The sequence below is a fragment of the Sphingobium sp. Ant17 genome (assembly GCF_000588875.1).
GTDB lineage: Bacteria > Pseudomonadota > Alphaproteobacteria > Sphingomonadales > Sphingomonadaceae > Sphingobium.
In genome coordinates, this window is sequence record NZ_JEMV01000165.1 from 1 (window position 1) to 2,213 (window position 2,213).

At 58.7% G+C, this 2,213-nt stretch carries 3 pseudogenes; all 3 read left to right on the top strand.

The window, feature by feature from the left end:
* Positions 1-550 precede the first annotated feature (550 nt).
* Positions 551-1,354 (top strand): annotated as a pseudogene (locus tag BF95_RS30075) (recombinase family protein); the annotation flags it as partial.
* Positions 1,355-1,512: 158 nt separating this feature from the next.
* Positions 1,513-1,599: pseudogene (locus BF95_RS30080) on the top strand (hypothetical protein); the annotation flags it as partial.
* A 69-nt stretch (positions 1,600-1,668) separates the two neighbouring features.
* Positions 1,669-2,213: pseudogene (locus BF95_RS30085) on the top strand (recombinase family protein); the annotation flags it as partial.

A 2,213-nucleotide genomic window follows, 5' to 3' on the forward strand; every position in this document is an offset into this window, starting at 1 on the left:
GCCTGTTCCAGTTGCGCTATTGCGTTGGACACGGACGGCTGCGATATATTCAGCAGCCGCGCCCCCACCACTTTTATCGAATTGCTGCGGACAACGGGCCAGGAAGGTACGGATAGCTCGGGGGATCGATCATATCTTTTTCCTTTGGGATAGGCGATGAGCACGTGCAAAGGGGAGCAGTGCCTAAGCGGTTACACCCCCTACACATCTTTGGTCGCACCGATCTATGCGGAGCTAAGACGAACGGAAGGTTCCGGCAGAAGCGCCGTTCGTCATCAAGCGGTGAACGGCGTGAGTTGGTCGACTCCCGCCGGATTAGCAGAAGACGAACGGCACACGCGAAATGAATATATTCCGACGATTAACCGAATAGAACCGACGGCAGCTCGCCGCTAGCTTATCGATTCCGGCATCGCAGATGCCCTGTTCAGTGCCGGGTGGAATCCCAGTGATAGCATAATAGCGCGCTGCAATTTTGATATCGTCCTCAGATTGGCAAGAATGATCAAATCTGTAGACTGACCCCGAAGCTCATCTCTGGAGACTCCGAATGCCCCGCGTAGCGCCGTATGCCCGCTATTCCGAGGACAAGCAGAGCCCTGCATCCATCGACGACCAGTTTTTGATATGCCGTGAACAGGCAGCGCGCGAAGGCTGGCGGATTGTCGCCAATTATAAGGATGCAGCGATCTCCGGCGCGAGCGTCATTCTCCGTCCCGGAATCCAGTCACTTTTGCAGGATGCGCAGATGGGGCGCTTCGACATTCTGCTAGCCGAGGCGCTGGATCGGGTGTCGCGCGACCAGGCCGACATCGCGAAGCTCTACAAGAATCTCCAGTTCGCCGGCGTCAAAATCGTTACGCTGGCCGAGGGCGAAGTTTCCGAACTGCATGTCGGCCTCAAGGGCACGATGAACGCGCTGTTCCTCAAGGATCTTGCGAAGAAGACCCATCGCGGTCTGCGCGGCCGCGTCGAGAAGGGTAAATCCGGGGGCGGGCTTTGCTTTGGCTACGACGTCGTGCGGCGCTTCTCGAGCGAAGGCGAACCTGTGCACGGCGAGCGGAGTATCAATGCCGCGGAAGCTGAAGTCATTCGCCAGGTTTTTCGACAGTTCGCCAACGGGCTCAGCCCCCATGCAATCGCCTGCCGTCTGAATGACTCTGGGATTTCAGCCCCAACGGGCAAGCTGTGGACATCGACCACGATCCGCGGCCACGTCAAACGTGGCACCGGCCTCCTCAACAATGAGCTTTATATCGGCAAACTTGTCTGGAACCGGCTGCGCTATCTGAAGAACCCGCAAACCGGCAAGCGGGTCTCCCGCATCAATCCCAAATCCGAATGGATTGTGACCGAGGTTCCTGATCTGCGGATCGTGGATGAAGAACTCTGGCAGGCCGTGAAGGCGAGGCAGGAAAATATCGCGATCCAATATGCCGACGTCATCGAGGCAACCCGCTCCGCCCATAAAGCCCTCAATCGAACGCATCGCCCGAAAAGCCTTCTCTCCGCCTGGTTTACTGCGGCTGCTGCGGCGGTCCTTATTCCCTTCGCGGGCAGGGGCGGTTTGCCTGTTCGAACCATGCTGATACGAAAAGCTGCTCGAACGGGCATAGCATCACGCGCGACAAACTCGAAGCGCGCGTCCTTGATGGTCTGTGCGATCGCATGATGACCCCSGAGGTCGCGGCAGAGGCCATTCGGACCTATGTCGAGGAGAGCAACCGCATCAATCACCAGCGCCGCGCGTCAGAAATCGCCGATCGAACGGATCTGCAGAAAGTCCTCAAGGCGATCAACGGCCTTGTGACACTCGCGAAAGAAGGCAAGGGCACACGCGCGCTTGTCGATGAGCTTTTGGAGTTGGAAGCCCAAGAGGATGCGCTCCGCGCCCGGCTCGCTGCGGCATCGGTGGATGTGCCCGACATCCATCCCAACATCTCCGAGATTTATCGGCGCAAGGTCGAGCGACTGACGCATTCACTATCACAGCCAGAGGAGTGCCAGGAAGCCGCCGATGCGTTGCGGGCGCTGATCGAGCGGATCGACCTTACGCCCGGCGCGAAGCGCGGTGAGGTCAACGCCATGCTCTACGGCGAGTTTGGCAGGATCCTGGAGTGGATCGAGCAGCGTCGAGTGGCCGAGAATGCACAAAGCCCGGCGCTTTGGCGTTCGGGGCTTGTGGGATGTCGGTTTTCGGTGGTTGACTGGGA